The organism is Streptomyces sp. NPDC029526, assembly GCF_040637405.1.
In the GTDB taxonomy this organism is placed as follows: domain Bacteria; phylum Actinomycetota; class Actinomycetes; order Streptomycetales; family Streptomycetaceae; genus Streptomyces.
Window position 1 is genome coordinate 229,247 of sequence record NZ_JBEZWE010000002.1, and the last position, 23,715, is coordinate 252,961.

A 23,715-nucleotide genomic window follows, 5' to 3' on the forward strand; every position below is an offset into this window, starting at 1 on the left:
TGTCCCCTGCCCGTCACCAGGGGCATGCCCTCGCTCGAGCACAGATGATTGGACCATCTCTGACCTGGCCTTTCCGGGCCTCATCAGAGGGCTCCAGGTCCGTGCACAGTGGGGGGCCGGTACGCGCGTAGTGAGTCCGAGCCCTCGGAAGGACCCCCTCTTGGCCGCCTCGCGCACTGCCTCGACCGCGAATACGAACAACGGCGCCAGCACCGCCCCGCTGCGCATCTCCTTTGCAAAGATCAAGGAGCCCCTCGAGGTTCCGAACCTTCTCGCGCTCCAGACCGAGAGCTTCGACTGGCTGCTCGGCAACGACGCCTGGAAGGCTCGCGTCGAGCAGGCTCTGGACAACGGTCAGGACGTCCCCACCAAGTCCGGTCTGGAGGAGATCTTCGAGGAGATCTCCCCGATCGAGGACTTCTCCGGGTCGATGTCGCTGACCTTCCGCGACCACCGCTTCGAGCCGCCGAAGAACTCCATCGACGAGTGCAAGGAGCGCGACTTCACGTACGCCGCCCCGCTCTTCGTCACGGCCGAGTTCACCAACAACGAGACCGGCGAGATCAAGTCCCAGACCGTCTTCATGGGCGACTTCCCGCTCATGACGAACAAGGGCACGTTCGTCATCAACGGCACCGAGCGTGTCGTGGTGTCGCAGCTGGTCCGTTCGCCCGGCGTGTACTTCGACTCCAGCATCGACAAGACGTCCGACAAGGACATCTTCTCCGCCAAGATCATCCCGTCCCGGGGTGCCTGGCTGGAGATGGAGATCGACAAGCGCGACATGGTCGGCGTCCGCGTCGACCGCAAGCGCAAGCAGTCCGTCACCGTCCTGCTCAAGGCGCTCGGCTGGACCACCGAGCAGATCCTCGAGGAGTTCGGCGAGTACGAGTCGATGCGCGCCACCCTGGAGAAGGACCACACCCAGGGCCAGGACGACGCGCTGCTCGACATCTACCGCAAGCTGCGTCCGGGCGAGCCCCCCACCCGTGAGGCCGCGCAGACGCTGCTCGAGAACCTCTACTTCAACCCCAAGCGCTACGACCTGGCCAAGGTCGGCCGCTACAAGGTCAACAAGAAGCTGGGCACGGACACGCAGCTCGACGCCGGTGTCCTGACCGTCGACGACATCATCGCGACGATCAAGTACCTGGTGAAGCTCCACGCCGGTGAGATCGAGACCGTCGGCGACAACGGCCAGCCGGTCGTCGTCGAGACCGACGACATCGACCACTTCGGCAACCGCCGCCTGCGCAGCGTCGGCGAGCTGATCCAGAACCAGGTCCGCACGGGCCTGGCGCGCATGGAGCGCGTCGTCCGCGAGCGCATGACCACGCAGGACGTCGAGGCGATCACGCCGCAGACCCTGATCAACATCCGGCCGGTCGTCGCCTCCATCAAGGAGTTCTTCGGCACCAGCCAGCTGTCCCAGTTCATGGACCAGAACAACCCGCTGTCCGGGCTGACGCACAAGCGTCGTCTGTCCGCGCTCGGCCCGGGTGGTCTCTCCCGTGAGCGGGCCGGCTTCGAGGTCCGTGACGTGCACCCCTCGCACTACGGCCGCATGTGCCCGATCGAGACGCCCGAAGGCCCGAACATCGGTCTGATCGGCTCGCTCGCCACCTACGGCCGGGTCAACGCGTTCGGCTTCGTCGAGACCCCGTACCGCAAGGTCTTCGAGGGCCAGGTCACCGACCAGGTGGACTACCTGACCGCCGACGAGGAGGACCGCTTCGTCCTCGCCCAGGCCAACGCGCCGCTCACCGACGACCTGCGCTTCGCCGAGGCCCGCGTCCTGGTCCGCCGCAAGGGCGGCGAGGTCGACTACGTCAGCCCCGAGGACGTCGACTACATGGACGTCTCGCCGCGCCAGATGGTGTCGGTCGCGACCGCCATGATCCCGTTCCTCGAGCACGACGACGCCAACCGTGCCCTCATGGGCGCGAACATGATGCGCCAGGCCGTGCCGCTCATCAAGAGCGAGTCCCCGCTCGTCGGCACCGGCATGGAGTACCGCTCCGCCGTCGACGCCGGCGACGTGGTCAAGGCCGAGAAGGCGGGTGTGGTCCAGGAGGTCTCCGCGGACTACATCACCACCGCGAACGACGACGGCACGTACATCACGTACCGCCTGCACAAGTTCGCCCGCTCCAACCAGGGCACCTCGGTCAACCAGAAGGTCATCGTCAGCGAGGGCGACCGGATCATCGAGGGCCAGGTCCTGGCCGACGGTCCGGCCACCGAGAACGGCGAGATGGCGCTCGGCAAGAACCTGCTCGTGGCGTTCATGCCGTGGGAGGGCCACAACTACGAGGACGCGATCATCCTGTCGCAGCGCCTCGTGCAGGACGACGTCCTCTCCTCGATCCACATCGAGGAGCACGAGGTCGACGCCCGCGACACCAAGCTGGGCCCCGAGGAGATCACCCGGGACATCCCGAACGTCTCCGAGGAGGTCCTCGCCGACCTCGACGAGCGCGGCATCATCCGCATCGGTGCCGAGGTCATCGCCGGTGACATCCTCGTCGGCAAGGTCACGCCCAAGGGTGAGACCGAGCTGACGCCCGAGGAGCGCCTGCTGCGCGCGATCTTCGGTGAGAAGGCCCGTGAGGTCCGCGACACCTCGCTGAAGGTGCCGCACGGCGAGACCGGCAAGGTCATCGGCGTCCGCGTCTTCGACCGCGAGGAGGGCGACGAGCTTCCCCCCGGTGTCAACCAGCTGGTGCGCGTCTACGTCGCGCAGAAGCGCAAGATCACCGACGGTGACAAGCTCGCCGGCCGCCACGGCAACAAGGGCGTCATCTCCAAGATCCTGCCGATCGAGGACATGCCGTTCCTGGAGGACGGCACCCCGGTCGACATCATCCTCAACCCGCTCGGCGTCCCGTCCCGGATGAACCCCGGACAGGTCCTGGAGATCCACCTCGGCTGGCTCGCCAGCCGCGGCTGGGACGTCTCCGGTCTCGCCGAGGAGTGGGCGGAGCGGCTCCAGGTCATCGGCGCCGACCGCGTCGAGCCCGGCACCAATGTCGCCACCCCCGTCTTCGACGGTGCGCGCGAGGACGAGCTGGCGGGCCTGCTGCAGCACACCATCCCCAACCGCGACGGCGAGCGCATGGTGCTCCCGTCCGGCAAGGCGAGGCTGTACGACGGCCGCTCCGGCGAGCCGTTCCCGGAGCCGATCTCGGTCGGCTTCATGTACATCCTCAAGCTGCACCACCTGGTCGACGACAAGCTGCACGCCCGCTCGACCGGTCCCTACTCCATGATCACCCAGCAGCCGCTGGGCGGTAAGGCTCAGTTCGGTGGCCAGCGGTTCGGCGAGATGGAGGTGTGGGCGCTCGAGGCGTACGGCGCCGCCTACGCGCTCCAGGAGCTGCTGACCATCAAGTCCGACGACGTCACCGGCCGCGTGAAGGTCTACGAGGCCATCGTCAAGGGCGAGAACATCCCCGAGCCCGGCATCCCCGAGTCCTTCAAGGTGCTCATCAAGGAGATGCAGTCCCTGTGCCTGAACGTGGAGGTGCTGTCCAGCGACGGTATGTCCATCGAGATGCGTGACACCGACGAGGACGTCTTCCGCGCTGCGGAGGAGCTCGGCATCGACCTGTCGCGGCGCGAGCCGAGCAGCGTCGAAGAGGTCTGACGGGAGCCGCGGTCCGGAGGTTCAGCGATGAATTTCCCTGAACCTCCGGACCGGCCCCAGGACCCCGTTTCAGACCCCATGACTTACGACCCTGAGAGGGATTGACGCATAGTGCTCGACGTCAACTTCTTCGACGAGCTCCGGATCGGCCTGGCCACCGCTGACGACATCCGTCAGTGGAGCCACGGCGAGGTCAAGAAGCCCGAGACCATCAACTACCGCACCCTCAAGCCGGAGAAGGACGGACTCTTCTGCGAGAAGATCTTCGGTCCGACCCGGGACTGGGAGTGCTACTGCGGCAAGTACAAGCGCGTCCGCTTCAAGGGCATCATCTGCGAGCGCTGTGGCGTCGAGGTCACGCGCGCCAAGGTGCGCCGTGAGCGGATGGGCCACATCGAGCTCGCCGCGCCCGTCACGCACATCTGGTACTTCAAGGGCGTCCCGAGCCGGCTGGGCTACCTGCTCGACCTGGCTCCCAAGGACCTCGAGAAGGTCATCTACTTCGCCGCGTACATGATCACGTACGTGGACGAGGAGCGCCGCACCCGCGACCTGCCCTCGCTGGAGGCCCACGTCTCCGTCGAGCGCCAGCAGATCGAGAACCGCCGCGACGCCGACCTCGAGGCCCGCGCCAAGAAGCTCGAGACGGACCTCGCCGAGCTGGAGGCCGAGGGCGCCAAGGCCGACGTGCGCCGCAAGGTGCGCGAGGGTGCCGAGCGCGAGATGAAGCAGCTGCGCGACCGTGCGCAGCGCGAGATCGACCGCCTCGACGAGGTGTGGAACCGGTTCAAGAACCTCAAGGTCCAGGACCTCGAGGGCGACGAGCTGCTCTACCGCGAGCTGCGTGACCGCTTCGGCACGTACTTCGACGGCTCGATGGGTGCCGCGGCGCTGCAGAAGCGTCTGGAGTCCTTCGACCTCGACGAGGAGGCCGAGCGGCTCCGCGAGATCATCCGCACCGGCAAGGGCCAGAAGAAGACCCGTGCGCTCAAGCGCCTGAAGGTCGTCTCCGCGTTCCTGCAGACGTCCAACAGCCCCAAGGGCATGGTGCTGGACTGCGTGCCGGTCATCCCGCCGGACCTGCGTCCGATGGTGCAGCTGGACGGTGGCCGCTTCGCGACCTCCGACCTGAACGACCTGTACCGCCGTGTCATCAACCGCAACAACCGCCTGAAGCGGCTTCTCGACCTCGGCGCGCCCGAGATCATCGTGAACAACGAGAAGCGCATGCTCCAGGAGGCCGTGGACGCGCTCTTCGACAACGGCCGCCGTGGCCGCCCGGTGACGGGCCCCGGCAACCGTCCGCTGAAGTCGCTGTCCGACATGCTCAAGGGCAAGCAGGGCCGCTTCCGTCAGAACCTGCTCGGCAAGCGCGTGGACTACTCCGCGCGTTCCGTGATCGTCGTCGGTCCGCAGCTGAAGCTGCACCAGTGCGGTCTGCCGAAGGCGATGGCGCTGGAGCTGTTCAAGCCGTTCGTGATGAAGCGCCTGGTCGACCTGAACCACGCGCAGAACATCAAGTCGGCCAAGCGCATGGTCGAGCGCGGCCGCACGGTCGTGTACGACGTGCTGGAAGAGGTCATCGCGGAGCACCCGGTTCTGCTGAACCGTGCGCCCACGCTGCACCGCCTCGGCATCCAGGCCTTCGAGCCGCAGCTGGTCGAGGGCAAGGCCATCCAGATCCACCCGCTCGTGTGCACCGCGTTCAACGCGGACTTCGACGGTGACCAGATGGCCGTGCACCTGCCGCTGTCCGCGGAGGCGCAGGCCGAGGCCCGCATCCTGATGCTGTCCTCGAACAACATCCTCAAGCCCGCCGACGGCCGTCCGGTGACGATGCCGACCCAGGACATGGTCCTCGGTCTGTTCTTCCTCACCACCGACGGCGAGATGCGCGAGCTGAAGGGTGAGGGCCGGTCGTTCGCCTCGGTCGCCGAGGCGATCATGGCCTTCGACGCGGGCGAGCTGTCGCTCCAGTCGAAGATCGACGTCCGCTTCCCGGTCGGCACCATCCCGCCGCGCGGCTGGACCCCGCCGGTGGGCGAGGACGGCGAGCCCGTCGGCGGTGCCGAGTGGCAGCAGGGCGACCCGTTCCGGCTGACGACGACCCTGGGCCGCGCGCTCTTCAACGAGCTGCTGCCCGAGGACTACCCGTTCGTCGACTACGAGGTCGGCAAGAAGCAGCTCTCCGAGATCGTCAACGACCTCGCCGAGCGCTACCCGAAGGTCATCGTGGCGGCGACGCTCGACAACCTGAAGTCGGCCGGCTTCTACTGGGCCACCCGCTCCGGCGTCACCGTCGCGATCTCCGACGTCGTCGTCCCCGAGGCGAAGAAGGAGATCGTCCGCGGCTACGAGGCGCAGGACGAGAAGGTCCAGAAGCAGTACGAGCGCGGTCTGATCACCAAGGACGAGCGCACGCAGGAGCTCATCGCGATCTGGACCAAGGCGACCAACGAGGTCGCCGAGGCGATGAACGACAACTTCCCGAAGACCAACCCGATCTTCATGATGGTGAACTCGGGTGCACGAGGCAACATGATGCAGATGCGTCAGATCGCCGGTATGCGTGGTCTGGTGTCGAACGCGAAGAACGAGACGATCCCGCGTCCGATCAAGGCGTCGTTCCGTGAGGGCCTGTCCGTGCTGGAGTACTTCATCTCCACGCACGGTGCCCGTAAGGGTCTGGCGGACACCGCCCTGCGGACCGCCGACTCGGGTTACCTCACCCGTCGTCTGGTCGACGTCTCCCAGGACGTCATCATCCGCGAGGAGGACTGCGGCACCGACCGTGGCCTCAAGCTGCGGATCGCCGACCGCCTCGAGGACGGTTCGCTGCGCAAGACGGAGAACGTCGAGACCTCCGTGTACGCGCGCTGCCTCGCCGAGGACATCGTGGTCGACGGCTCGGTGCTGGCCCCGGCCGGCACGGACCTGGGCGACGTGCTCATCGAGGAGCTCGTGGGCCGCGGCGTCGCGGAGGTCAAGACCCGCTCGGTCCTGACCTGCGAGTCCGCCGTCGGCACCTGCGCCATGTGCTACGGCCGTTCGCTGGCCACCGGCAAGCTGGTCGACATCGGTGAGGCGGTCGGCATCATCGCCGCCCAGTCCATCGGTGAGCCCGGCACCCAGCTGACGATGCGTACCTTCCACACCGGTGGTGTGGCCGGTGACGACATCACCCAGGGTCTGCCGCGTGTCGTCGAGCTCTTCGAGGCCCGTACCCCGAAGGGTGTCGCCCCGATCTCCGAGGCGGCCGGCCGCATCCGGATCGAGGAGACCGAGAAGACCAAGAAGATCGTCGTCACGCCCGACGACGGCAGCGACGAGACGGCCTACCCGATCTCCAAGCGCTCCCGTCTGCTGGTCGGCGAGGGCGACCACGTCGAGGTGGGCCAGAAGCTCACCGTGGGTGCCACCAACCCGCACGACGTGCTGCGCATCCTGGGTCAGCGTGCCGTCCAGGTCCACCTGGTCGGCGAGGTCCAGAAGGTCTACAACTCGCAGGGCGTGTCGATCCACGACAAGCACATCGAGATCATCATCCGGCAGATGCTGCGCCGGGTGACGATCATCGAGTCGGGCGACGCGGAGCTGCTGCCCGGCGAGCTGGTCGAGCGGTCGAAGTTCGAGACCGAGAACCGTCGTGTGGTCCAGGAGGGCGGTCACCCGGCCTCGGGTCGTCCGCAGCTGATGGGTATCACCAAGGCCTCGCTGGCGACGGAGTCCTGGCTGTCGGCCGCCTCCTTCCAGGAGACGACCCGAGTGCTGACGGACGCGGCGATCAACGCCAAGTCCGACAGCCTCATCGGCCTCAAGGAGAACGTCATCATCGGTAAGCTCATCCCGGCCGGTACGGGTCTGTCCCGCTACCGCAACATCCGGGTCGAGCCGACCGAGGAGGCCAAGGCCGCGATGTACTCGGCCGTCGGCTACGACGACATCGACTACTCGCCGTTCGGCACCGGCTCCGGCCAGGCCGTTCCGCTGGAGGACTACGACTACGGTCCGTACAACCAGTAAGCGAGCAGCTTGATCCGAGGGGCGGTCACTCCGTACGGGGTGGCCGCCCCTCGGCGTGTGCGGGCAGGCCCGGGACGGGAGGCTTTCGGGGCCGGGCCGGGCCGGGCCGGGCCGGGGCCGGGGGCAGGGGGCCCGCCTCGGCACTGCGGGGGAGGGCCTGGGCGCCGGCAGGGTCCTCGGGCCGGACTCGGGGCCTGAACGGGGGGCGTCCGGACTCCCGGCGCACGCCGGAGTGTGCTTCCGCTCACGCCGGGCGCGCGGAGGCGCCGGGAACCGACCGGCCCATGGTTTCCGTCCGTAACAGTGCCGAAAACGTCCGCTCCAGCGCATGATGGAGGGACCCGGTGTCAACGGGGGAGATGGTGCTCGGTGTCGCATTCGCCGTATCCGCAGTGGCAGCCCTGGCAGCAGGGGCCCGGCGTCCCGCAGCCATGGGCCGGCCAGGCCGGCTCCCCGATGCTGGCCTCGCACGCCGACCGGGAGCGGGCCGTCGACGTGCTCCGGTCCGGGTACGGCGAGGGCCGGCTGGAGAAGTCCGAGTTCGACCGGCGCGTGGCACGGGCCTACGCGGCCCGTACGGTGGGCGAACTGGCCCTGCTGGTGGCCGACCTGCCCCAGGGGCCGGTGGCGCACCCGGCGCCCCCCATGGGCGTTCCTCCGGCCTTCCTGCCGGTGCCGCCGAGGCCCCGGACGAACGGCAAGGCGGTGGCGGCGGCCGTCTGCGGCGGGCTCTGCATCTTCACGGCCGGACTCACCGGCATTCCGGCGATCATCCTGGGCCATTCGGCGCGCTCCGAGATCCGGCGGACCGGTGACGAGGGCGACGGGTTCGCGCTCGTCGGACTGGTGCTCGGCTGGCTGTCCACGGCCGGCTGGGTCCTGCTGTTCATGGTGTCGTTCGCGCTGGCGCTCACCTCGACGGGCTGAGACGCGGACACGCCCTTGACGAGGCCGGGGGCATGGCCCATTTGTTTTGACCGCAGCGAATGCGATAGGTACGCTCAGACCTTGTGCCTGGGGTGTGCCCTGGCCTTCGTGCGTGCCTTTCCACCGCACTGAGGGCTGTGAACGGCCACCGCAATCTGCGCATTCTTTCTGCCTTGCGGCGGGAGTCCGCGTGATTCGACACACCCGACCGCGTGGGTCGGTGACGTTCCAGGTTAGCTGTACCAATCGGCACACAGAAACCGGAGAAGTAGTGCCTACGATCCAGCAGCTGGTCCGCAAGGGCCGGCAGGACAAGGTCGAGAAGAACAAGACGCCCGCACTCGAGGGTTCGCCCCAGCGTCGTGGCGTCTGCACGCGTGTGTTCACCACCACCCCGAAGAAGCCGAACTCGGCCCTGCGTAAGGTCGCGCGTGTGCGTCTGACCAGCGGCATCGAGGTCACGGCCTACATCCCGGGTGAGGGACACAACCTGCAGGAGCACTCCATCGTGCTCGTGCGCGGCGGCCGTGTGAAGGACCTGCCGGGTGTTCGCTACAAGATCATCCGCGGCTCGCTCGACACCCAGGGTGTCAAGAACCGCAAGCAGGCTCGCAGCCGTTACGGCGCCAAGAAGGAGAAGTAAGAATGCCTCGTAAGGGCCCCGCCCCGAAGCGCCCGGTCATCATCGACCCGGTCTACGGTTCTCCTCTGGTGACCTCCCTGATCAACAAGGTGCTGCTGAACGGCAAGCGCTCCACCGCCGAGCGCATCGTCTACGGCGCCATGGAGGGCCTGCGCGAGAAGACCGGCAACGACCCGGTCATCACGCTGAAGCGCGCTCTCGAGAACATCAAGCCGACCCTCGAGGTCAAGTCCCGCCGTGTCGGTGGCGCCACCTACCAGGTGCCGGTCGAGGTCAAGCCCGGCCGTGCCAACACCCTGGCGCTGCGCTGGCTGGTCGGTTACTCCCGCGCCCGTCGCGAGAAGACCATGACCGAGCGTCTGCTGAACGAGCTCCTCGACGCCTCCAACGGCCTCGGTGCCGCTGTGAAGAAGCGCGAGGACACGCACAAGATGGCCGAGTCCAACAAGGCCTTCGCCCACTACCGCTGGTAGTCGAAACCCCCTTCGAAACCGAGAGAAGACTGAAGCCTTATGGCTACCACTTCGCTTGACCTGGCCAAGGTCCGCAACATCGGGATCATGGCCCACATCGACGCGGGCAAGACGACCACCACCGAGCGGATCCTGTTCTACACGGGCGTCTCCTACAAGATCGGTGAGACGCACGAGGGCTCCGCGACCATGGACTGGATGGAGCAGGAGCAGGAGCGTGGCATCACGATCACCTCTGCTGCGACCACCTGTCACTGGCCGCTTGAGAACATCGACCACACCATCAACATCATCGACACCCCGGGCCACGTCGACTTCACCGTCGAGGTGGAGCGCTCGCTGCGCGTCCTCGACGGTGCCGTCACGGTGTTCGACGGCGTGGCCGGTGTCGAGCCGCAGTCCGAGACGGTGTGGCGTCAGGCGGACCGCTACGGCGTTCCGCGTATCTGCTTCGTGAACAAGCTCGACCGCACCGGTGCCGAGTTCCACCGCTGCGTCGACATGATCTCCGACCGCCTGGGTGCGCAGCCGCTGGTCATGCAGCTGCCGATCGGCGCCGAGTCCGACTTCAAGGGCGTCGTCGACCTCGTGACGATGAAGGCCTTCGTCTGGTCCGCCGAGGCGACCAAGGGCGAGATGTACGACACCGTCGACATCCCGGCCACGCACACCGAGGCCGCCGAGGAGTGGCGCGGCAAGCTGCTCGAGGCCGTCGCGGAGAACGACGAAGAGCTGATGGAGCTGTACCTGGAGGGCACCGAGCCCACCGCGGAGCAGCTCTACGCGGCCATCCGTCGGATCACCATCGCGTCCGGCAAGGGCGGCGGCACCACCGTCACCCCCGTGTTCTGCGGCACCGCGTTCAAGAACAAGGGCGTGCAGCCCCTGCTCGACGCGGTCGTGCGCTACCTGCCCTCCCCGCTCGACGTCGAGGCCATCGAGGGCCACGACGTCAAGGACGCGGAGAAGGTCATCGAGCGCAAGCCGTCGGACGAGGAGCCCCTCGCCGCCCTCGCGTTCAAGATCATGAGCGACCCGCACCTCGGCAAGCTCACCTTCGTCCGCGTGTACTCCGGCCGTCTGGAGTCCGGCACCCAGGTGCTGAACTCCGTGAAGGGCAAGAAGGAGCGCATCGGCAAGATCTACCGCATGCACGCCAACAAGCGTGAGGAGATCGAGTCGGTGGGCGCCGGCGACATCGTCGCCGTCATGGGCCTGAAGCAGACCACCACCGGTGAGACGCTGTCCGACGACAAGAACCCGGTGATCCTGGAGTCCATGGACTTCCCGGCCCCGGTCATCCAGGTCGCCATCGAGCCCAAGTCGAAGGGCGACCAGGAGAAGCTCGGCGTCGCGATCCAGCGCCTGGCCGAGGAGGACCCCTCCTTCCAGGTCCACTCGGACGAGGAGACCGGCCAGACCATCATCGGCGGCATGGGCGAGCTGCACCTCGAGGTGCTGGTCGACCGCATGCGCCGTGAGTTCAAGGTCGAGGCCAACGTCGGCAAGCCGCAGGTCGCGTACCGCGAGACCATCCGCAAGTCGGTCGAGAAGGTCGAGTTCACCCACAAGAAGCAGACGGGTGGTACCGGCCAGTTCGCCCGCGTCATCATCGCGATCGAGCCGATCGAGGGCGGCGACGCCTCGTACGAGTTCGTCAACAAGGTGACCGGTGGCCGCGTGCCGAAGGAGTACATCCCTTCGGTGGACGCCGGTGCGCAGGAGGCCATGCAGTTCGGCATCCTCGCCGGCTACGAGATGACCGGTGTCCGCGTGACGCTGCTCGACGGTGCCTACCACGAGGTGGACTCCTCCGAGCTCGCGTTCAAGATCGCCGGTTCGCAGGCCTTCAAGGAGGCCGCGCGCAAGGCCAGCCCCGTGCTCCTGGAGCCGATGATGGCCGTCGAGGTCACCACGCCCGAGGACTACATGGGTGAGGTCATCGGCGACATCAACTCCCGCCGTGGCCAGATCCAGGCCATGGAGGAGCGCGCCGGTGCCCGCGTCGTGAAGGGCCTGGTGCCCCTGTCGGAGATGTTCGGCTACGTCGGAGACCTCCGCAGCAAGACGTCGGGTCGCGCAAGCTACTCGATGCAGTTCGACTCCTACGCCGAGGTTCCGCGGAACGTCGCCGAGGAGATCATCGCGAAGGCCAAGGGCGAGTGACGGGCTCCGTTTAACGGAGGGCGTCCCCACGCCTTAGGCTTGACCCCGGAGCTTGCAGGTGGGTGTCCCGCCGCCATCCTGGCGGGACACCCCGGGCCCGGGTTTCCCAGCACAGATCACCTGGCGCCGATGAAGTAAGGCGTACAGAACCACTCCACAGGAGGACCCCAGTGGCGAAGGCGAAGTTCGAGCGGACTAAGCCGCACGTCAACATCGGCACCATCGGTCACATCGACCACGGTAAGACGACCCTCACGGCCGCCATTACCAAGGTGCTGCACGACGCGTACCCCGACCTGAACGAGGCCTCGGCCTTCGACATGATCGACAAGGCGCCGGAAGAGCGCCAGCGTGGTATCACGATCTCGATCTCGCACGTCGAGTACCAGACCGAGTCGCGTCACTACGCCCACGTCGACTGCCCCGGTCACGCGGACTACATCAAGAACATGATCACCGGTGCCGCCCAGATGGACGGCGCGATCCTCGTGGTCGCCGCGACCGACGGCCCGATGCCGCAGACCAAGGAGCACGTGCTCCTGGCCCGCCAGGTCGGCGTTCCGTACATCGTCGTCGCCCTGAACAAGGCCGACATGGTGGACGACGAGGAGATCCTGGAGCTCGTCGAGCTCGAGGTGCGTGAGCTCCTCTCCGAGTACGAGTTCCCGGGCGACGAGGTTCCGGTCGTCAAGGTCTCCGCTCTGAAGGCCCTCGAGGGCGACAAGGAGTGGGGCAACTCCGTCCTCGAGCTCATGAAGGCCGTGGACGAGTCCATCCCCGAGCCCGAGCGTGACGTCGACAAGCCGTTCCTGATGCCGATCGAGGACGTCTTCACCATCACCGGTCGCGGTACGGTCGTCACCGGCCGCATCGAGCGTGGTGTCCTCAAGGTCAACGAGACCGTCGACATCATCGGCATCAAGCCGGAGAAGACCACCACCACGGTCACCGGCATCGAGATGTTCCGCAAGCTGCTCGACGAGGGCCAGGCCGGTGAGAACGTCGGTCTGCTGCTCCGCGGCATCAAGCGCGAGGACGTCGAGCGCGGCCAGGTCATCATCAAGCCGGGCTCGGTCACCCCGCACACCGAGTTCGAGGCCCAGGCCTACATCCTGTCGAAGGACGAGGGTGGCCGCCACACCCCGTTCTTCAACAACTACCGCCCGCAGTTCTACTTCCGCACGACGGACGTGACCGGCGTCGTGACCCTCCCCGAGGGCACCGAGATGGTCATGCCGGGTGACAACACCGAGATGAAGGTGGAGCTCATCCAGCCCGTCGCCATGGAGGAGGGCCTGAAGTTCGCCATCCGTGAGGGTGGCCGGACCGTGGGCGCCGGCCAGGTCACCAAGATCAACAAGTGAGCTTGCTGATCTGACCTGGTAGCTCCTGCTGCGAGCACCTGGGAGGGCCCGCACGACTTCGGTCGTGCGGGCCCTCTTGCGTTGTGGCGTCAGCTCCCTGCTGTGCGGACCACTCGTTCGCGGGACGCATGGCGCATCTGCGCGAAGCGGACCCGCCGGCGCCCATAGTTTTGCGCCATGGTCAGCTCATCCCATGAGGCCCTGCACCGGATCTTCCAGCAGGAACCGGGCCTCTTCGCACGCGCCGCCAGGAATCTCGGCGTCGCCTTCCCCCCACCCTTGTCCGCGTCCGAACTCTCCACCGACCTCACGGAGACGCGGCCGTTGGAGCGTCGGGTGGACACCTTGCTGCGCATGGAGACCGAGGACGGCAGTTTCGTGCTGGCGGTCGAGTCGCAGAGCGCGCCCAGCGCGGACAAGCCCGCCAGCTGGGCCTACTACCTCTCCCACGTGTACGCCAAGTACGGCATCCCACCGGTGCTGCTCGTCGTCTGCCCCGACCGGAAGACGGCTTCCTGGGCTGCCCAGCAGTTCGACATCGGCCCCCGTCAGTGGCCCGCCCTCACCCTGCGACCGCTGGTCCTGGGGCCGAACGACGTGCCGGTGATCGACAGCCCCGACGAAGCCGCCCGGGACATTCCGCTCACGATTCTCTCGGCCGCTCTTCACCGTTGCGAGCCGGAAGCCGATGCCATACTGAACGCGTTGGCAAAGGCGCTGAAAAGCCTGTCGGCCGACGACGAGACCACCGCCGGCACCTTCATCGAACTCACGGAACAAGGCCTCGGCACGTCCCGGGCCGCGGATCTCTGGAGGCATCTCATGGCCGTCGACCTCTCCTTCTTCCAGTCGCAGACCGCGCAGAAGCTCCGGCAGGAGGGCCGTGAGGAGGGCCGCGAGGAGGGTCGGGCCGAGGGGCTGGCGAGTGCCCTCCTTCTGCTGTTGCGTCATCGGGGCGTCGAGGTGACCGAGGGGGACCGGGAGCGTATCGAGAGCTGTGATGACCTCGGCGTGCTGGATCTGTGGCTCACCCGTGCCATTGCCGCCACCTCGATGACGGAGGTCTTCGCGGCGGCCGGGGAGAGGCCGGGAAGCGCTGACTGACGGGGCGTTCTGCACGGCCGTCCGGCTCCGGGGCGTCGCACTTGGCGGCGGAGGGGGCGGTGGGTGACGGCGGGGAGCAGCTCGCGGAGCGCGTCGGCTGCACGGACGAACAAGGCCTCGGCATGTCCCGGGCCGCGGATCTCTGGAGGCATCTCATGGCCGTCGACCTCTCCTTCTTCCAGTCGCAGACCGCGCAGAAGCTCCGGCAGGAGGGCCGCGAGGAGGGCCGGCAGGAGGGCCGGCAGGAGGGCCGTAAAGAGGGCCGTGAGAAGGGTCGGGCCGAGGGGCTGGCCGAGGGGCTGGTGAGTGCGCTCCTTCTGCTGTTGCGTCATCGGGGCGTCGAGGTGACCGAGGGGGACCGGGAGCGTATCGAGAGCTGTGATGACCTCGGCGTGCTGGATCTGTGGCTCAGCCGGGCCATTGCCGCCACCTCGATGACGGAGGTCTTCGCGGCGGCCGGGGAGAGGCCGGGAAGCGCTGGCTGACAGGGTGTTCTGCACGGCCGTCCGGCCCCGGGCGCGTCGTCAGGGTGCGCCCGGGGCCGGTCGGTTCGCCCGTCGGGTTGGTCAGCCGGTGGTCACACGCGCTGCCACAGGGCCGGGACGTTGGGGGGCTCCCAGCCGGTCTGGGCCTGGTGGCCCTGGAGGCAGCGGTAGGTGGCGCCGCCGTAGGTGACCGTGTCGCCGGCCTGGTAGACGGTGCCCGCGGACCAGGTGCCGCCCGGCTCCTCCCCGCCCGGGGGCGGTTCCTCGCCGCCGTCGGTCGTCTTCAGGGTGAGGCCGTAGTTCTGCAGGAGCGGGTTGAGCGGCTGGAAGTACGTGGTGCCGCCGCTGCTGCAGTTGCCCGAGCCGCCCGAGGTGACGCCCTGGGCCTGGCTGCCGGAGATGTAGGAGCCGCCGGAGTCGCCGGGCTCGGCGCAGACCGAGGTGCGGGTGACGCCGGTGATGGTGCCCTCGGGGTAGGTCACGCTGGTGTTCAGCTGCTGGATGACGCCGCAGTGCCAGCCGGTGGTGGAGCCGGAGCGGCAGACGGAGGAGCCGACCGGGGCCTGGGTCGAGCCGGTGACCTGGACGTTCTGGCCGCCCGCGCCCTTCACGTAGGGCGTGGCCGTCCAGTTGCTGTTGGTGGCGACCCAGGCCATGTCGCGGCCCGGGAAGACGGAGCCCTGGAAGGTGCCCTGGGCGACCCGGTTGTGGCCGCTGGTGGAGGCTCCGGTCCGTCCGCAGTGGCCGGCGGTGGCGTAGCCCTGCAGGGTGCCCCTGGTGACGGGGAAGCCGATGGAGCAGCGTCCGCTGTTGTTGATGTAGTACGCCTCGCCGCCTCGCAGGTCGTAGAGCGGACGGGGCTGCTCGGCGGACTTCTCCACGCGGGCGAGCGAGGTGTCGACGCCGGCCGCGGAGAGCAGGGAGCGGGCCGCGGAGGGGCGTGCGGCCTGCACGACGACCTGGTTGCTGCGGACGTCGACGTACCAGACGGGCGCCCCGGTGGTGTCGCGGCCGGCGGACGCCTTGTCGAGGCGGGCCTTGGCGGCCTCCAGCTCGGCGAGGGAGTGGCGCACGACGGTGGCTTCGGCGCCCCGTGCCTCGATGGCCGGCACGTCACGGGTGTCCGTGGTCGCCACGGTCAGGGTGCCGGAGTCGGCGCCGGACACCCAGGCGCCCGCGAAGTCGGCGCCGAGGGCCAGGCTCAGCCGGCCCGCGGTGGCCCCGGCCTCGGCCTCGTTCACCAGCCGCCGCTCCGCCTGCTTCCGGTCGATGCCGAGGTCGCGTTCCATGGACTTCAGCAGGGCGGGCGGGGCGGCGTCGGTGCGCAGGGTGTCCGCGGCCGAGGGCGCGCCGCCGGACCGGGCGTCGGGGGCGGTGCCCGCGCTCGCGGAGCCGCTGAGCCCGGCCACGAGCAGGGCGGCCGTCGCGGCCAGCGCGGCGCCCGCGGCACCGGCCCGGGGGTGACGTCTGAGCAGGGAGGACATGGGGCATCTCCTCGGTGTCGGGTGGGGAGGTGCCGAAACCGTAGGGAGGGCCGGCCGGGCGCCGTAAGACGTCGGTCGACCCTCTGCACGGTGTTATGGGAGGGCCGGGGGTGCCGGGTCGCGGCGGGCGGAGAGCCAGGCGGTGTAGCTGTCGCTGCGTGCCGCCACCCCCGCGTGGGCCATGCGGGCCTGGGCCAGGACGGTCGTGGCGAGGGCGTCCCGCTGGCTCACGGAGTGCCATCCCAGCAGGTGCCGCCAGGTCAGCGGAGTGCCGGTGAGCGGGCGGGTGATGACGCCGGGTGTGGTGGGGAAGGCGGCCCGGCACATCCCGAGCGCCCGGCCCACCTGGACGAGGTGCACCAGCGCCGCCGTGTCGGTCTCGTACATCCGCCGGGGGGTGAACCCGGAGCGGGCGCAGGCCGCGGTGAAGCAGTCGCCGAAGCAGCCGTCGCCCGGGACGCAGGCCCACTCCGCGTCGGCCAGTTCGGCCAGGTCCAGCTCCGCGCGGTCGGCCAGCGGGTGGCCGTCGGAGAGCATCACGAACACCGGGTCGACCGCGACCTCCCGCCACACCAGTCCGTCGGCGGCGGGTGGGGGAGCGGACCCGCAGGTTCCGGCGAGCGCGAAGTCCAGCCGGCCCTCGACGAGCAGCCGGGCCAGCTCCCGGTCGGACCAGGAGGTGCAGGTGGTGACGCGGGCCTCGGACACCGCACCGGCCAGCCGGTCCACGAGCGCGCCCAGCAGCGGGCCGTGTGTGCCGCCCAGCCGGAGGTGTGCGGCGGCCGGGCGCGGTGTGCGGGCGAAACGCGCCGCCTCCTGCTGGAGTTCGGTCACCGCGGGCAGCACGACCCGGGTGCGTTCCAGCACGAGTTCGCCGAGTGCGGTGACCCGCACCCCGTGCCGACCCCGCTCGAACAACGCACCGCCCAGTGCCCGTTCGATCCGCTTGAGCTGTGCGCTCAACGCGGGCTGCGCCAGCCCCAGATCGGTCGCGGCCCGCGTGAGGCTGCCCGCGTCCGCGATCGCCCTGATCGTCTTCAGATGCCGCAACTCCAGCTCCATGGAGGGAGCTTGCGCCGTGACGGGGGCAGGGGCAAGGGTTTGGTACGGAGCAGAGTCGACGAGGTGGCGTCCACCGCTCGGCAGCCCCCGGGCCGTCGCCCTCGCCGGCGGTCCGGCGGGTGGGTCAGGAGTCCCGGCCGCCGGGCGGTGCGAGCAGCAGCCGGAGCTCGCGCACCCCGCCGGTGTCCAGCTCGGCGAGCGAGGAGGTCATGGCGTCGAGGAGGACCACGCGGCCGTCGTTGTTGTGCGCGTAGACGAGGTGACCGCTGATCTCCTGGCCGCCGAGTTCGCGCCGGACCCAGACCAGGCCCCGGGCGTCCGGCCCGGCTCCGCTGAGCGCGCGGACGACGTCGTCCCAGTCGTCGGCCGGGGTCTCCCGGAACCCCGGGAAGTAGCGCCGGACGAGCCTCCCCCACCAGCCCGGGGCCTCGTGGCCGGGAGCCCACGGCAGCGGACTGGCCTCGGTTCCGTCGATCCGGTGGTGCAGGGCCACCGTCCGGCCGCGGATGTTGAGCCGCTTGGGCTGGGACACCAGCCGGTCGGCGAGCACCCAGGCAGGGGCGGAATCGAGGTCGGCGAGCGGGGCGCTAGGGGAGGGGTGGAAGGGGAGCCCCTTGTACCGGGGGACGACGACCGACGCCGCCAGCATGGGCGTGCGGGGGAAGCCGGGCTGCGTCACGGACCGGCAGGCGAGCAGCCAGGCCGCCGGGGTCTCGTGCACGGGGTCGGGGGCGCTCAGCTCGACCAGACCGCCGTACGTCTGCTGGAGCCATTCGGTGGCCAGCCGCGCGGGCCGGTTCACGCGCGGCGCCCCGGCGCGGTCCCGCGCCCCGGGCCGCCCCAGCGGGCGTGGGTGTGGCCCGCGTCCCACGGGGCGACCAGCGGCCGCACACGGTCCCCGTACTCCAGGGCGCGCACCCAGTCGGCGGGCCAGGCCGGACCGCCGACCGAGGCCCCGGCGAGCGCTCCGGCCAGGGCCGCGATGGAATCGGAGTCGCCGGAGGAGAACGCGGCCCGCTGGACGACGGCGACGGGCTCCTCGGGGAAGAGCAGGAAGCAGTAGACGGCGGCCGCCAGCGCCTCCTCGGCGATCCAGCCGCCACCGGCCACCTCGCACGGGTCGCGCTCCGGGTCCGGCTGTGCGAGGGCGGCGGCGACCGTGTCCAGGGCCGCCAGGGTCTCGTCCCAGCCGTGGGCGATGAACGCGGCGGGATCGGCCGCGCCGGCCCGCTGGGCCAGGTCCCCGAGCCAGTCGCCGTGGTAGGTCCGGCGTGCCGTCCGGCCGTAGTGGCGCAGGCGCGGCAACAGCTCCGACGGGTGGCAGTTGTGGGCGAGCAGCCACACCGCGTGCGCCGTCAGGTCGCTGGCGGCCAGCGCGGTGGGGTGGCCGTGGGTGAGCGCCGCCTGCAACTGGGCCGCCCCTGCCCGCTGTTCAGCCGTCAGACCGGGAAGCAGGGCGACGGGCGCGACCCGCATGTTGGCCCCGCACCCCTTGGAGGGCAGCACGGTGGCCTCCTGCCACGGCACCCCGCGTTCGAGGGCCGCACAGGCGTCGAGGCAGGTCCGGCCCGGGGCCCGGTTGTTGTCGGGGGAGCGCAGCCAGGCCACGAAGTGCTTGCGCAGGGCCGGTTCGACCGTCGCCGCCGTCACGGAGGAGACGCCGTCCAGCGAGGCCTCCGCGAGGGCCTCGACCACCGCCAGTGTCATCTGGGTGTCGTCCGACACCTGGGCCACCCCGTCCTGCAGGGGCAGCTCCAGCTGCCGCCAGGAGCCGTAGCGCCGGGTGAGTGCGGCGAGGTCGAGGAATTCGGTCGGATAGCCCAGGGCGTCGCCGATGGCGAGGCCGTAGATCGAGGCCACCGCTCCGCCCTTGATGGTGTCCTGGCGCCACTTCCGTCCCGTGAGGTGGTCGAGGACGGCGATGCTCTCGGCCTCGGCGAGGGAGCCCGCGACGATGTGCGAACCGCCCGCGGAGGTCGGGTTCCTCAGCATCTCCTCCAGCACGTGGGTGGGTCGTTCACCGCGTTCTTTCGCGCGGTGCAGGTGGAACACCCATGCGCCGGCCATGTTCGATTCGGCGGGGGTCGCCGTGCTGTGCAGCACCACGCTTGCGGCGTCGTCCTCGTCGTTGGCCCATACGTAGCCGATCACCTGGTTCTCCGGGTTGGCGATCGCCACGTACCGCACCGGGCGTCCCGTGTGCCGGGAATAGCGCGGCGGCCCTCCCGGAACGATGAAGCCGCCGACGCTTTCGGCGAAGCGGGGGTTGACCCGGCGGTCATGGCGTTCGGAACTCATGCTGGTGAACTTTCCTCGTAGGGGGCGGATGTGCGGTGCTCGAAGGGGGCGCCAGCCGGCCCGTCATCCAGCCGGTAGTCAATCACGGGGCAGCACCTCGCCGTAGATCTGCAGCTGACCCTTGTCGTCCTCGAAGGCGCGCGTCACCCGGTAGCTGGTGTCCCGACCGAGGAGGAGTTCGCGCTCGGTGACGCCGAAGTCGCTGACCTTCTCCACCCACGCCGCGGGCGTGCCCTCCGGCACCCGCAGCCGCAGGATCGCGTCCTTGCCCTCGAAGCTGGGCACCGGGTGGTTGCCGAGTGACGACGACGTGTATCCGGGATCCGTGATGGTTCGGCCGACGAGGTCCTCCACCTGGTCGTAATCGAGGTGTGTGGTGCCTGATCCTCGCACCACCATGACGTCTTCCCGCAACGGATTCCCGGCAAGTGCCCGGTCGACTTCCCGGATGTTGTTCATCACCTCTGGTGTCCCCAGGTCTATGTCCCCCCGCAGGTAACCGTTCATCTCCCGGTAGGTCGCGTATCCGGGGGCGCCGGGGTAGGGCGGTTCCCCCGTGTAGTCCCGCAGGGCCTGACGGGCCTCGGGAGGCAGGTCGTCCACATAGCGGTTCCAGTTGTCCCGGCCGTAGGCGATGGCGTCGTCGGGGTCCGCGAACGAACGGGCGCCGCGTTCGAGCTCGCCGGCGGCGACCTGGTGCCGTGCGTCGGGCGCCAGCCCGTCCCACACGTCGTCGGCCACATCGGGCCGGTAGGTGTACCCGCCGCCGGATGCGTCCGCCCGCCCCGGTCCGTCGTAGGTCTCGTCCAGGAAGTCCCGCGCCGATCCGGCGTCCACGGAGTCCGTGTGGGCACCGCGCCCGCCGAGCGGCGAGTCGGCCCGGGCGCCCGCCTCGACGCCGTCCCGCAGGCCGGACCGGGCGCCGGTCTCCAGGCCCTCCTTCACGGCGACGCGGAGCCCGGAGCGGGCCAGCCCGGCGCCCTTGGTGCCGAGCAGTTCGGGGACGAGACGCCCGATGAACTCGGAGGGGTCCTTCTTGAACCCCTCCACCACGTTGTTCAGGGTGCGTTCGGGCTGGGCGACGGCGGAGACCAGCCCGGAGAGCGTCATGGAGACGTTCTGCAAGTACTCAGCGGGGTGGGTCAGGTTGTAGGGGTCGAGGGGATTCACCCCGCGGACGAAGCTGACCAGGCCCGCGGTGCCTTTGATCACGCCGCCGGCCAGGTGGGTGGCTTCAAGATTGCCGGCCATGAAGCCGTCGAGCAGGTTGTTGCCCAGGCGCTCCAGCGGCGGCGGCTCGGCGGGCGCGTGGGCCAGGGCCTTCCTGATGCTGTGTTCGGCGTCGGAGGCGGCCGTGTTGCGCTGATTGCGGGCCTCGGCGAGCTTCTCCCGCGCCCGCTGCACCTTCTCCTTGCCGGGGTCACGGAAGGGCGCGGGGGCAGCACCGGGGTCCTGACCCGCCCTGATCTTGGCGTTGTAGGCGTCGACCTGCTTGTTGTGGTCCTCGACAGCCCGCTCGGAGGCCCGCCGACCCTCGTTGTAGAGCTGGACCGCCTCCTGCGCCTGCCGCTGTGCCCAGGTGACGGTGAGCGCGTACGACTCCAGGGCGCCCGCGGCCGTCTCGCAGGCGTCGGCGGCCCGCAGCCACTTCGAGGGGTGGACGCCGAACTTCTCGCGGAAGGTGTCGCCGCCCTCGCCGCGCCAGCGGGAGGAATCGATCTTCCTCATCCCCGAGCCGACCTTGTCGAAGGCGACCGAGAAATCGCGCAGGTGCTGGGCGCTGCTCTGGATCCTCTCCGGTTTGCCGTGGATCAGCTCGTCGGCCTCGTCGGTCTGGCCGAGCTGTTTCTCGCCGGGTGTGGCACCGAGGTCGGAGGCGACTTCGTCGCCCCAGTCCTCCACCGCGTCGGCGGCGCCCTCCAGGCCGACCTTGTTCAGGCCCTCGCCGAGCCGGTCGGTACCCCAGTCGACGCCCTCGCCGAGGACCTTCTTTCCCGCGTCGACACTGTGCTCGATGACGGTCAGCCCGGTGTTGAGGCCGTCCCTGACCTTGCTGAAACCGTCCTCGAGGTCGTCGAGTACGCCCATCAGCCCGGGCCTCCGTCAGCCTCCATACGGGCCCGCTCCTCGGGCGAGGGACCGAACTTCTCGTCCAGCCACTCCTCGTACTCGGCCTCGGAGATCCCCATCTGCGCGCGCACGACGTCCGGTCCCGTCCCCGGCAGGCCGAGGGTGTCGGACGTCATGATGTCGCGGCCGGCGTCCCTCCAGCCCTGGGCGCTGTTCTCCCAGGCCCGGTCGAAGGATTCCTTGCTGTAGTCGGCGTCCCTGACGTGCGTGAACGCGTTGCTCGACAGCACCTCCTTCCAGTCCTTGTCGGCGATCTCCTCCTCCGAGGCGTAGGGGTTGCCCATCACGGAGTTCACGCCGATCTTCAGGGCGCCCTCCACGTACTGGTCGGTCTCGTAGTACGTGCCGGCCGCGAGCCCGGTCTTGAGGGCGAAGCCGTTCCCTTCGTTGATCAGTGAGCGCACCCCCCATTCCCACCGCTCGCAGAACGAGGAGAAGACGCCGGTGAGCCCCTCCGCACCGAGCTCCAGACCGGACAGCGCGATGTCGCTGAAGCCGCGGCCCGTCCCGGCCTCGCCGATCATCCCCAGTTCCCTCAGCTCGCTGAGCGCGAGAGTGAGCCCCTGGGCCACCTCGTCGAGACCGACCGCCGCGAGGTCGGGGCCGTTCGCGTCCGCCGTCACCGGGCCGCTCCTCCTGCGGGCAGCCGGTCCACCGCACAGGCGTCCGGGACCACTCCGGTCACCGGCGGGAACAGCACCGCGTGTTCGGTGCCGTCGGCCGCGTCCAGGGCGACACCGCAGGGCACACCTGCTTCGGGGACGGCCACGTCCAGCAGCCGGTGCCCGAGGACCGTGCGGTACGTCCACTCCAGGTGGGCCTCGTCCCGGGCCACCGCGTAGCGGGCCAGCGCCGACTCGTCGGAGAAGGCCAGGATCCAGCGCACGCCGCCGAAGTCGGCGGTGAGCCAGCCGTCGTCGCGGAGCGGAACGAGGACGGCGGTGTCCCGGAATGCCTCCAGCAGGGCGGTGAACTCCCGCCGCCGCTCGGCGACTTCGGCTGCCGAAGGCTCGTCGGGGGCCGGAGTGCGGATGGCGGGGGCGGCCTGCTCCCCGCTGTGCTCACCGTCCGCTGCCAGCGGGGTCGTCGCCGGCCGCTCGGTCGTCGGCGGCTCGGTCATCTCTGCGTAGTCGGCCAGTCGGGACCGCCTCACCGGCGGATTCCCGTTGCCCCCGGATTCCGTCACCGTCCAAGCCTGGCACAACACTTGACTCGTTCACACCACAGGCCCCACTGGACCCGAGGACGCGCACAGAATCGATACGCAAGGCTCACAGGGGGAGTTGGGGGAGGGCAGGGAGCGTGGGCAGCGTGGCGGTGCGGGGGTGCGGTCAGGGAGCACGGCTCTGAGTCAGTCCGCCCGCCCCAGTCCCGTGAGCAGCAGTCCGACCAGCCGGCGCGGGTCGTAGTCGGGGTCGTTCTCGCCGCCGATGCAGAGGTTGCCGACGCCCCGCATGAGGGTGAACGGTTCGATGGACGTACGGATCTCACCCGCGGCGGACGCGGCGTCGAGGAGCCGGCCGCAGACGGGGACCAGACGCTCCAGGAAGTAGGCGTGCAGGGTCTCGAAGCCCGCCTGGTCGGAGCGGAGGACCTCGGCGAGGCCGTGCTTGGTGACCAGGAAGTCGACGAACAGGTCGATCCACTGCCGCAGGGCCTCGAAGGGTGAGGCGCTGCTCTCCAGCAGGGCCGGGCCCGCTTCCGCGCAGGCCTCCACCTGGTGCCGGTACACGGCGATGATCAGGTCCGACCGGGTCGGGAAGTGCCGGTAGATGGTGCCCAGCCCGACGCCGGCCCGGGCCGCGATGTCCCGCACCGGGGCGTCCACGCCCGAGGCGACGAAGGCCGCGGCGGCCGCGTCGAGCAGCGCGGCCTTGTTGCGCCGCGCGTCCTTGCGCCGGGACCCGGCA

Annotated in this window: 17 protein-coding genes; 9 read left to right on the forward strand and 8 right to left on the reverse strand. The window is 69.5% G+C overall.

All coding sequences use genetic code 11. The annotated features are described in order from the left end of the window. Positions 1–160: 160 nt before the first annotated feature. The 9 genes from rpoB to AB0F01_RS06665 all read left to right on the forward strand — a co-directional run bounded on the left by rpoB (position 161) and on the right by AB0F01_RS06665 (position 14,831). Positions 161–3,646 (forward strand): DNA-directed RNA polymerase subunit beta, encoded by a 3,486-nt coding sequence (gene rpoB / locus AB0F01_RS06625; protein WP_362090576.1) that lies wholly within the window; start codon positions 161–163, stop codon positions 3,644–3,646. A 111-nt stretch (positions 3,647–3,757) separates the two neighbouring features. Further along, positions 3,758–7,669, forward strand: coding sequence for a DNA-directed RNA polymerase subunit beta' (locus tag AB0F01_RS06630; protein WP_362090578.1), 3,912 nt, complete (start codon positions 3,758–3,760; stop codon positions 7,667–7,669). 369 nt (positions 7,670–8,038) lie between these two features. Continuing rightward, positions 8,039–8,596, forward strand: coding sequence for a DUF1707 and DUF4190 domain-containing protein (locus AB0F01_RS06635; RefSeq protein ID WP_362090580.1), 558 nt, complete (start codon positions 8,039–8,041; stop codon positions 8,594–8,596). Between the two features lie 271 nt (positions 8,597–8,867). Continuing rightward, the gene (gene rpsL, locus AB0F01_RS06640) at positions 8,868–9,239 is read left to right on the forward strand and encodes a 30S ribosomal protein S12 (protein WP_003948652.1); all 372 of its coding nucleotides are present in this window, start codon (positions 8,868–8,870) and stop codon (positions 9,237–9,239) included. A 2-nt stretch (positions 9,240–9,241) separates the two neighbouring features. Continuing rightward, positions 9,242–9,712, forward strand: a complete 471-nt coding sequence (gene rpsG / locus AB0F01_RS06645) for a 30S ribosomal protein S7 (protein ID WP_003998848.1) — start codon at positions 9,242–9,244, stop codon at positions 9,710–9,712. A 39-nt stretch (positions 9,713–9,751) separates the two neighbouring features. Continuing rightward, positions 9,752–11,878 (forward strand): elongation factor G, encoded by a 2,127-nt coding sequence (fusA, locus tag AB0F01_RS06650; protein ID WP_362090582.1) that lies wholly within the window; start codon positions 9,752–9,754, stop codon positions 11,876–11,878. 170 nt (positions 11,879–12,048) lie between these two features. Then, complete coding sequence (tuf, locus tag AB0F01_RS06655) at positions 12,049–13,242, forward strand: elongation factor Tu (protein ID WP_164350660.1); 1,194 nt, start codon at positions 12,049–12,051, stop codon at positions 13,240–13,242. Between the two features lie 177 nt (positions 13,243–13,419). Next, entirely contained in the window at positions 13,420–14,346 is a 927-nt protein-coding gene (locus AB0F01_RS06660) for a hypothetical protein (RefSeq protein ID WP_362090584.1), read from the forward strand. Between the two features lie 155 nt (positions 14,347–14,501). Beyond that, complete coding sequence (locus AB0F01_RS06665; protein WP_362090586.1) at positions 14,502–14,831, forward strand: hypothetical protein; 330 nt, start codon at positions 14,502–14,504, stop codon at positions 14,829–14,831. A gap of 92 nt (positions 14,832–14,923) precedes the next feature. On the opposite strand, the gene AB0F01_RS06670 is transcribed toward AB0F01_RS06665, so the two are convergent. The 8 genes from AB0F01_RS06670 to AB0F01_RS06705 all read right to left on the reverse strand — a co-directional run bounded on the left by AB0F01_RS06670 (position 14,924) and on the right by AB0F01_RS06705 (position 23,672). Beyond that, entirely contained in the window at positions 14,924–16,315 is a 1,392-nt protein-coding gene (locus AB0F01_RS06670; RefSeq protein WP_362090588.1) for an alpha-lytic protease prodomain-containing protein, read from the reverse strand. Between the two features lie 93 nt (positions 16,316–16,408). Then, positions 16,409–17,377, reverse strand: a complete 969-nt coding sequence (locus AB0F01_RS06675; RefSeq protein WP_362090590.1) for a LysR family transcriptional regulator — start codon at positions 17,375–17,377, stop codon at positions 16,409–16,411. 124 nt (positions 17,378–17,501) lie between these two features. After that, the gene (locus AB0F01_RS06680; RefSeq protein WP_362090592.1) at positions 17,502–18,179 is read right to left on the reverse strand and encodes a toxin glutamine deamidase domain-containing protein; all 678 of its coding nucleotides are present in this window, start codon (positions 18,177–18,179) and stop codon (positions 17,502–17,504) included. Continuing rightward, positions 18,176–19,252, reverse strand: coding sequence for an ADP-ribosylglycohydrolase family protein (locus AB0F01_RS06685; protein ID WP_362092466.1), 1,077 nt, complete (start codon positions 19,250–19,252; stop codon positions 18,176–18,178). The genes AB0F01_RS06680 and AB0F01_RS06685 overlap by 4 nt, the downstream gene beginning before the upstream one ends. Before the next feature lie 501 nt (positions 19,253–19,753). Beyond that, positions 19,754–21,763, reverse strand: a complete 2,010-nt coding sequence (locus AB0F01_RS06690) for a putative T7SS-secreted protein (protein ID WP_362090594.1) — start codon at positions 21,761–21,763, stop codon at positions 19,754–19,756. After that, the gene (locus AB0F01_RS06695; protein WP_362090596.1) at positions 21,763–22,428 is read right to left on the reverse strand and encodes a hypothetical protein; all 666 of its coding nucleotides are present in this window, start codon (positions 22,426–22,428) and stop codon (positions 21,763–21,765) included. The genes AB0F01_RS06690 and AB0F01_RS06695 overlap by 1 nt, the downstream gene beginning before the upstream one ends. Beyond that, positions 22,425–22,958 carry a hypothetical protein gene (locus AB0F01_RS06700; RefSeq protein WP_362090598.1) on the reverse strand — a complete coding sequence of 178 codons (534 nt, stop codon included), beginning with the start codon at positions 22,956–22,958 and terminating at the stop codon, positions 22,425–22,427. Before AB0F01_RS06700 ends, AB0F01_RS06695 begins: the two co-directional genes overlap by 4 nt. A 198-nt stretch (positions 22,959–23,156) precedes the next feature. Next, positions 23,157–23,672, reverse strand: coding sequence for a TetR/AcrR family transcriptional regulator (locus AB0F01_RS06705; RefSeq protein ID WP_362092469.1), 516 nt, complete (start codon positions 23,670–23,672; stop codon positions 23,157–23,159). Positions 23,673–23,715 lie beyond the last annotated feature (43 nt).